Source organism: Lentisphaerota bacterium (genome assembly GCA_016873675.1).
Classification (GTDB): domain Bacteria; phylum Verrucomicrobiota; class Kiritimatiellia; order RFP12; family JAAYNR01; genus VGWG01.
This window is the reverse complement of the sequence record VGWG01000107.1, coordinates 1-8,848: the sequence shown is the minus strand read 5'-3', so window position 1 is coordinate 8,848 and position 8,848 is coordinate 1. Positions and strand designations below refer to the sequence as shown.

The window sequence follows — 8,848 nt, the reverse complement described above, 5'->3', positions numbered from 1 at the left end:
GACCTGCTTTCCCGCCGGAACGCGCAGTGGATGGTCAGAGAACCCGACCGGCCTTCGGAAAAAGGCAATGAAGCAATCCCTGAACCAGAAACTGACAAAGGTTCAGAAATTAGATGCGTTTGCCCTGGAACCGCCCTTTTCCGTTGAATAGCAACGGGCGCTTTGCTATCGTCTATCGGCGAACGGTTGTGTCGGACAGATCGGCGTGGGCGCTCCAACCCGGATCGTGACCTCTTCTACTCAAGGTTGCATGCGTGATCAGACAATTCTCCATCTGTGTGCTTCTCTTTCTGGCGGCGGGCGGCGCGCGCGCGGCTGACGGTCTTGACGTGGCGCGCAGCGCGCTGGCGGACAAACTCTACGGCTTGGCGGAACGGCAGGCGAAAGCGCTTGTGGAGGCCGCCGGAACGGTTGCCGAGCGCGCCGACGCGCTCCTGGTCTATGTGCAGTCCCTCGCGGAACAGGGGCGCAACGAGGAGGTCTTGAACACGCTGAATGGCCATGCGGCGACCCTCGCGGAGTCTGCGGCTGGCGCGTTTGCCTATTGGCGCACGCGCGCGCTGCTGGCGTTGAACGACCCGGCCGGCGCGCGGGCCGCCGCAGAGGGCGGACTCGCGGCGGATCCCCAATCGGACGATGCGACGGCGCTGCGACGGCTGGCCGCCCAGGCCTGCTTGGCTCTGGACGACGACGCCGGTGCCCTGCGGGTGTATGCCGAGCTCGATGCGGCGGTTACGAATGCGGGGCTGCGCGCCGCGGTGTTGTATGAGTGGGCCCAGGCGCTCGACGGGATGGGACGGGCCACGAATGCGGTCGACGTGCTGGCACGTCAGCCCCGCGAGACGCCCGCCGACCCCTTTGTCGAGAACGGCATGCTGTTGCACGCCGCGATTCTGGCCCGGCTTGACCGGCCAGCCGACGCCACGCGGGTGCTGCAGACGCTCGCCACGCATGAGCAGTCGGGTGAGTCGGGCCGGGTGCGCGCGCTCGCCGAACTGGCACGGCTGCAGATCGCGGGCGGCAAGACCCTCGATGCCATCGCCTCCGCGCGCGCCGCCACCGAGGCGGCACAACGCCCAGACCTGCGGCTGGCCGCCGGTATCCGGCTCGCCGACATCCTCCTCTGCGCCACGAATACGCTCGACGAGGGCGAGGCCCGGATCAAGGCCCTGATCCGCGAATTCGCGGAAAGCCCCGAGGCGCGCAACGCCCAGATGCGGCTGGCCGACGCCCTGGCCGCAGCGGGCTTGCATGAACGGGCCGCCACCGCCTACCGCGTCTACATCGAATCCTTCGGCGAGACGGGCGAAGGGCTGGCGGCGCTTGCCGGCCGCGCCCGGTCCCTGTTTCAGATCGGGCGCTTCGGCGAGGCGGCCAACCTGTACCAGAAACTGCACGACACCACCACGAACCAGTTGCACAAGGCCGATTATCTCTACCGCACCGCCGACGCGGTCGCCGCCGACGGCCGCTTCAAGCAGGCGGCCCAGCTCTATCGCAGCGTCAACGAGCTCTACCCGGGGGACGCGCTCGCGCCCCGCGCGCTCTTCCAGTCGGCCGATGCCCTCGAGCGCGACGGGGATTCCGCCGCCGAAGGCGCGTTCCGGCAGACGGCGACGCGCTACGCGGGCACGCCGCTGGCCGAACAGGCGCTGTTGCGCCTGGCGACGCTGCTCTCGGCCCGCACGGCCGTGGAGGCCGCTGTGGAGGCGTACGGCGCGGTGCTCGCCGTGACGACTAATCTGGCCGTGCGCAGCGAGGCGCTCATCGGGCGGGGAATCGCCAACTTCCGCGCCTACCGCTTCGACGCTGCGCTTCGGGATTTCACCGAGGCGGCCGCCCTGCCCGACCCCCGGGGCGAAGCGCACTACTGGCAGGTCATGAGCCTGTTCAGCCTCAAGCGTGACGACGAGTCCTATCTCGCCGGCGAATCTTTCCTGGAGAAGTTCCCCGCTGCGCCGCGCCTCCCCGACCTGATCCTCTGGCTCGCCAAATACGACTTCAATCACGGCCGGTTCGAAAACGCCCGCAAACGGTTTCTCCTGTACGTCGAGCGCTGGCCCGAGGGACCGTGGGCCGACTTCGCCCTGCTGTGGGCCGGACGGACGGCATTCCGCCTCGACGATCTGGCCCAGACCGTCGAGCTGATGGGCCGGTTGTGGAAAACCTACCCGGCCAGCCAACGCCTGGCCGAAGCCCGCTTTGTGCAAGCCGATGCCCTCTGCGAATTGCGGCGTTTCGACGAGGCGGTGCTGCTGTTCAGCGAAGTGATCACCCGCTACCCCGAAAGCGACTGGGGAACCCCGGCCTGGGGCCGGAAGGGCGACAGCTACCTGTTGATGGGCGGCGATGACCCGAAACGGTTCCAGGAGGCGATGGACGCCTATCGGGAAATGCTCGGCCGGCGCGACGTCACACCGTCGATGGCGCTGCAGGCCGAATACAAGATCGGCCGATGCCTGGAGAAGCTCACGCGCACCAGCGAGGCCATCGAGCAGTATTACGCCCGTGTCGTCGTCCCGTTTCTGGACGACCGGGCCAAAGGGCGGATCGACGACGAATCGGCGGTGTGGTTCACACTGGCGGCATTTAATGCGGCCGATCTGCTGATCCAGACGGGCAAGCCCGCCGCCGCGGCGCGTGTGCTGCGACGTGTGGCCGACACCGATCTGCCGGGTCAGGCCGAGGCGCGCCAGCGTCTGGAACGACTGGAACGGACGCGGCCTTGACGGTCGGAGGGGAGTGCGCGATGCATGAGATACTGAGAGACGGCGGAGTGGTGCTGTGGGTGATCCTCGCGCTGGGCGCGGGCGAGGCGCTGGTGTTCTTCGAACGCCTGCTGCACATGCGCCGTGCCGCGATCGACTACCCGGACTTTCTCAAGGGGATCCGCACGATTCTGGGACGGGGCAACGACAGCGAGGCGGTCGCCATCTGCGAGGACACCCCGGGGCCCGTGGCCGCGCTTGTGCGCACCGCGATCCAGCACCGCCATGAGTCACGGCACGCCATTCGCGAGGCTGTGGACGGCACCGGCCGCGCGGAACTCAGCCGGCTCGAGCGCCGCATCGGCGCGGTGGTGACGATCACCTACACCGCGCCCCTGCTGGGCCTGCTCGGCACGATCCTCGGCATCCTCGACACCGTTCTGGCGATCCACAGGCAGGCGCCGCTGGTCGATGCCTCGCAGGTGACCCAGGGCCTGCTGCAGGCCCTCATCACCACCGCCGCCGGCCTCCTGATCGCCGCGCCCGGCTACGCGATGTACCACCTGCTCGTGGACCGCATCGACCGCATCACGCTCGACATGGAGGGCGCCGCGACGGAGATCGTGGCCTTCCTCACCGCTCCCGGCGACGCCTCCGCGCGGACCGCCAAGAAGGAGGCGTGAACCATGATCGGGCACTCGGGCGCGTGGGATCAGTGGCGGGCGCAGACGCTGCGCGACAAATACCGCCCCAAATCGCGGATCGGCCAATCGTTCCTCGCGGCGGTGCCGTGGATCGACGCGCTGCTTGTCACCGCCCTGTTCATCTGGGTCGGCTCGCGCTTAACCTTGCGACCGGGCGTGGTTTTCGAGCTGCCTCCCGCGCCTTTCCAGGAGGGGCTGTACGAAAGCATCACCGCCGTTCTCATCCCCGTCAGCCGGACCGCTCAGCACTCGGAGACACTGGTCTTTTTTGATGACGAGCGTTACAGCCTCGCCGACATTCAGCAGGCCCAGCGCCTGGGCGCCGCGATGCGCACCCTGCTCTCCCACACCGCGCGCCGCGAACTGCTGCTGCTCGCCGACCGCCAGGTGCCCCATGGCGACGTGGTGGCGGCGGTCAATTTGGCCCGCGCCGCTGGCGTACAGCGGGTGAATGTGGGCGTGAAACCGGATTGATGCAGCCTTCACGGAACGGTGTGTGACATGGCAGACAACAGCCCGACAACCCGCGAGATCTGGCGGCCGCGGCCGGACCGCCGGCGGCTGATATTCTGGTGGCCCGCAGCGGCGATCCTCGTGATCATGACCCTGTTGTGGGGCGTGGCCGGTTCGCAAGCCTCCCGACACCGGGCGCCGCCTGTGCCACGGCTGCCCGAGCCGGGCGCCGCCTATGTCCTCGTCGGCGCCGACGCCCAGGCGCTCTATCTCAAGGCCGACATCATCGCGCGCCCTGCGGGACTCGGCTTCGGCCGCACGGGCGGCGCCAGCCTGGAGGCGGGCGAAGCCGCGCCCGATCGGGTCCTGGCACCCCTGATCCTCCTCCCCGGCAGCCCCCCCGCACCGTGGCGGCCCGTCCATCTGGACACTCCCGCGCGATTGCCCATTCTCTCGGAACGCGCCCTCACGCCCGCCGGGTCCGATCCGCCACCCGCGCCGAACGCCCTGTCGCTTCAGGTGTCCGGCGCCCTGGAACGGGCGGGATTTACCTCGGCGGTCACCCGCGCCAACCTGCCCGCAACGGCCGGCCGCATGCGCGTCTGGGTGGAGCTGGATCACACCGGCCAGATCGTGCATGCCTTGGCCGAAAGCCCCGGCGACTGGCCCCGCGAGGCGCTCCGCGCGATGCGAACCGACGGCGGCACCAACGCCGCCATCGGCTGGGTCGATCTCGCCTGGCCGGCGGGAAGCGGAAAATGAAATAGGCCGTCTTCTGATTTAAACCGACGAGACGGCGCGCACTGCGTCCTCGTCCTCGTCCTCGTTGAGCGTTGGATGTTGGGTGTTCAAATCCCTATGCCTGCGGGGGTGGCCCGAACGAACTCATCGCTTGCCTGCCTTGCTTCGCTCACTTCACGGACCTGTGGGCACGCAGCAAGCCTGGAAACCATTGTAGATGAACCGGTAGTCCGCGTCGCGGCCGTCGCGGTACGCGGAGCGGCAGTATTCCGAGGTGTAGGCCCAACCGCCACCACGAACGACGCGGCCAATCCCCGAAGCAGTGCCCTTCGGATCGGTCACGGTCCCGGGGTAATTCCCGTACTGGTCCAAGCACAACTCCCACACGTTGCCGTGCATGTCGTACAGACCCCACGCGTTCGCCAGATACGACCCCGCAACAGCCGTTCCGTTTGCCGTTGTGCAGTCCTGCGCCGGTACAGTCATGCCGCCGACATAACCGCCGTTGTATCTGTACCGACCCACGGCGTCCATGCGCGTATCACTACTGGTGTTCGTCAGGTTCTGCCCCGAGTTCAGTGCCGTAGTCGTCCCTGCACGGCAGGCGTACTCCCACTGCGATTCCGTAGGCAGGTCGAAACCCGTCAGCCCCGTCTTCGCACGCAGCTTGCCCATGAAAGAGTCCGCGTGTACCGTGTTCGTCGCCGGCCAGTTCGGACTGATCGCGCTGTTGTTCGGGTTCTCCCGGATTTCGTAGTAACTGACCTTCTCCACCGGCCTCATCTGGTAGCACGTCGCGTTGTTGAAGTTGCTCGGCTTTTTCCCCATCACCAGTTCCCACTGCCGCTGCGTCACCTCGAAGACCCCGATGTAGAAGTCCTTCGTCAACGTCACCTGGTGCAAATCATTTCTTGTGCCGGGGTAGTCCGTTGACCGAAAGCCCATGGTGAAGGTGCCATTGGAGATCAGCCGCATTAGGATGATTGTGGTCTTGTAGGCGTCGATGTTCACTCCGCCGGGTACGTCCGCCATCGTCCGGTAGTACGTCACAGGGTAGCTCGTGGCATTGGTGCCGCCGGAAATGTCGACGGCCATGTAAGCGCCGTCCACGAAAGCGTTCGAGTTCGACGTTGCCACCACGCGGTAGAAGATGGAGTCCGTATCCATCGGCACACCGTTGGTGACGCACGTACCGGCGCCGACGCCGCCCACCGTTCTGACAGTCGACCACGCTGCCGACACCAGCGACGTAGCGCATTCAACCCGGTAGTGGTGATTCGCGCAACTCGTGTCCGCCGTGCGGAACATCAGATTGCTGCGCGCGTCCCAAGACGAGATTCTGAGGTCGTCAGCCCGCCCCGCCGTCACACCCGCCATCCCGCCCATTGCCAGCAGCACCGCCGCCGGCACCCATCGCCATGTCTGCATCCGTCTCATGATAAGCACTCCTCTCTGTTGTCCTTAGGGGCCACTGCCATCTTAATCGTAATCGTAATCTTAATCTTAATCCTAATCTCCTGGTGGAGAACGGATTACGATTACGATTACGATTAAGATTAAGATTAGGATCGGAAACATCTTATTTTCAGACGCTTTTTCAGTTTTGGCTCCGTTTTCTTACTCCTGAGAGCGGTGTCGCGCGACACCGCTTTTCCCGGCTTCGCCACGAATGCAGACCCCTCGCAACGGCGTCGAGAGCCAGAATAGGCAAAAGTGCCTGAATATTAGATCGCGCGGGCCACTGCATCGCGCACCAATCGCCGGCGCAGCTTCGGGGACGGCACGCGGATGTCGAACCACTCCGTGACCGGCGTATCGAAGCCGATGCCGAGCATGTAGTTGTATACCGCCCGGCGCAGTCCCGCGCCCAGCGCCGCATGATCGGGCGCACCCGGCTCGTCAAAGGCAATCTCGTTTCGCGCAAACCGCTGGCCCGCCGGCGGACGTGTCTGGCTCACCGTCAGCCCGTACCGGGCTGCATCCGCAGCCAGCGGACTGTGCGCCGTCAGCGCAAACCGGTGCCAGTAGGCCGACTGCAGAACGCCGGCGGCGAACAATTGCCGGACATAGTCGAGCGCGTCGACCGTTTCACGCGCGGTCTGCGTGGGAAAGCCGTACATCAGGTAGGCGTGCGTCAGGATGCCGGCCGCCGCGCACGCGCCGCAGGCGCGGGCCGCCCCCTCGATCGTGATCCCCTTGTCCATCAGCGCCAGCAGCCGCGCCTCGGCGCACTCCAGTCCGCCGGTCACCGCCACGCAGCCTGCGGCGGCCAGGCGCGCCGCCAGTTCCGGTGTGAAGGCCGGCTCATAACGGATGTTGCCCCACCAGCTCACCGCCAGACCGCGCCGCAGGATCTCATCCGCGATCCGGCCCAGCAACGCGGGCGGCAGCGCCTCGTCGGTGAAGTGGAACCCCGAACGACCGGTCGCCTCGCACAGCCGCTCCAGGGTGTCAACGACCGCCGCCGCGCGGGGCTGCGCGTAACGGCCGATCACCCCCAGCGCCAGATCACAGAAGCGGCACCGGTGCCAATAGCAGCCGTGCGTCAGCGGCAGCTTGATCCATGCGCCGTCGCTCCAGATCCGATGCATCGGGTTGGGCGACTCGACAACCGCGGGATAGTCGCCGAAATCGACACCCCCATAATCCGGGCATCCCGGAGCGACACACCGGCTGCTGCCGGCCCCGGCCACGTAGACCACACGCCCGGCACGCCTCGTAAACGTCCGCACCAGTCCCCCACCCCGCGCAATCCGCTCCAACGGCTCCTCGCCATCGTCCAGACACACATAATCAAAGAAATCAAACACGCGCGGGTCATCCAGTTCCCGCAGCTCGGTGTTGACATAACCGCCGCCGAGCGCCAGCGTGACGTCCGGGCAGACGCGCCGGATGCGCCGCGCGATCCGGAACGCACCGTAGACGGTTCCGGGAAAAGGCGCGGTGATCGCGACCACGCGCGGCCGGTGGCGCGCGAGCGTCTCCTCGGTCAGCGCGTCGATCATCCCTCCAATCAGCGACGCGTCGTCCGCGACAGCCCGGGCCAGGGGATCAAACGCCGGCTGCGCGCTGACGAGATGATCGGCATAGCGGGCGAAGCCGAACCACGGGTCAAGGCCATCGTGGATCGCGTCGGCGAGATCATCCAGATAGAGCCCGGCGAGATATTTGGCCACGTCGTCCCGCGCCGCCAGCGCATCCGGCGCAGCGGCGCCAGCCGCATCCAGACTGGCAAACCGGGGCCCTTCCGGGAGGAGCTGGCGTCCAGCGATCCGGCTGGCCAGGGTGCCGTCGCGGCCCTGCAGAAACCGGATCACCGGCCCGATCGTCGCGTGATACTCGGCGGCGTGCCTCAACAAATGCGAAACCGATGCGGTCGGCGCGCGCAGCCGGCGCGCGCGGATCGCGTCCGTCACCCGGCGCAGCCCCTCCCGTGAAAACACGCGCAGCGCGAGCGCCAGCGACAGGTCGGCCTGCGCGGCAGCCAGCCCCGCGCGCGCGAGGTGGCCGCACAGGCACGCCGCGGCGGGATACGGCGCATTCATCTGCACCAAGGGCGGCGTGATCACCAGCACATCGCAGAGACACCCGTGGAACCGGTCTTTTACGCCAAGCCCCTTCTTAGTATTGACACCATCCGCCCTCTTTGCCATCATATGCGAACTTTCCATGCGGTGGGATACCGAAGTGGCCAACCGGGGCAGACTGTAAATCTGCTGGCTAACGCCTTCCTAGGTTCGAATCCTAGTCCCACCACCAGCCTAAAAAACCCTGTAAAACAAACGTTTTGCTGGGTTTTTTTCATTTTCCGGTGTTTTCGGCCTGTCCTCAACTGTCCCGACGTGTTTCTTTCAATACCTACCGAGGTATCCCGAGTTAAGCCAAGTGAAGCCAAGTGGAAGGATACAGCCCGCCCGCCCCAGAGTCAACCGTCTCCCCCTCTCTTTTCACCTTATTTTTGTCGCCGGATTTTTTCCAGCTACGGCGTTTTTCGGGCAGGGCAAACGCATCTAAATTTCTTTCTGAGACTCTTTCAAAACTCCATGGGCAAGATGCCCGTGCCACTTTGACAGACCCGGGGGTTTGCCAGTGCCTCAATAGACAGAAATAGACAGAATTAGACAGAAAACAAGCACCCTCTTTAGAGCAGATTTTTCGCATGTAACCACGCATGAACGAGTTACACACGAACCGGATCGGGTTGAGGGGCGTATCGTGTCTAATCTTCATTTAGTAGCCCTG

6 protein-coding genes and 1 tRNA gene are annotated in these 8,848 nt (G+C 65.7%); 5 read left to right on the top strand and 2 right to left on the bottom strand.

Annotation, left to right across the window (positions count from 1 at the left end; translation table 11 throughout):
* Positions 1 to 254: 254 nt before the first annotated feature.
* From FJ222_10730 to FJ222_10715, 4 genes are read left to right on the top strand one after another with little or no spacing between them, the layout of a single operon-like run.
* Positions 255 to 2,729 carry a tetratricopeptide repeat protein gene (locus FJ222_10730; GenBank protein ID MBM4164893.1) on the top strand — a complete coding sequence of 825 codons (2,475 nt, stop codon included), beginning with the start codon at positions 255 to 257 and terminating at the stop codon, positions 2,727 to 2,729.
* A gap of 20 nt (positions 2,730 to 2,749) precedes the next feature.
* Positions 2,750 to 3,391 (top strand): MotA/TolQ/ExbB proton channel family protein, encoded by a 642-nt coding sequence (locus tag FJ222_10725; protein MBM4164892.1) that lies wholly within the window; start codon positions 2,750 to 2,752, stop codon positions 3,389 to 3,391.
* Between the two features lie 3 nt (positions 3,392 to 3,394).
* Positions 3,395 to 3,886 carry a biopolymer transporter ExbD gene (locus tag FJ222_10720; protein ID MBM4164891.1) on the top strand — a complete coding sequence of 164 codons (492 nt, stop codon included), beginning with the start codon at positions 3,395 to 3,397 and terminating at the stop codon, positions 3,884 to 3,886.
* Between the two features lie 27 nt (positions 3,887 to 3,913).
* Positions 3,914 to 4,627, top strand: a complete 714-nt coding sequence (locus tag FJ222_10715; GenBank protein ID MBM4164890.1) for a hypothetical protein — start codon at positions 3,914 to 3,916, stop codon at positions 4,625 to 4,627.
* 153 nt (positions 4,628 to 4,780) lie between these two features.
* On the opposite strand, the gene FJ222_10710 is transcribed toward FJ222_10715, so the two are convergent.
* A complete protein-coding gene (locus tag FJ222_10710; GenBank protein MBM4164889.1) occupies positions 4,781 to 6,043 on the bottom strand; it encodes a formylglycine-generating enzyme family protein in 1,263 nt (420 codons plus the stop codon).
* 287 nt (positions 6,044 to 6,330) lie between these two features.
* Positions 6,331 to 8,151, bottom strand: a complete 1,821-nt coding sequence (locus tag FJ222_10705; protein ID MBM4164888.1) for a radical SAM protein — start codon at positions 8,149 to 8,151, stop codon at positions 6,331 to 6,333.
* Positions 8,152 to 8,279: 128 nt separating this feature from the next.
* On the opposite strand from FJ222_10705, the gene FJ222_10700 reads away from it, so the two are divergent.
* Positions 8,280 to 8,365, top strand: a tRNA-Tyr gene (locus FJ222_10700).
* Positions 8,366 to 8,848 lie beyond the last annotated feature (483 nt).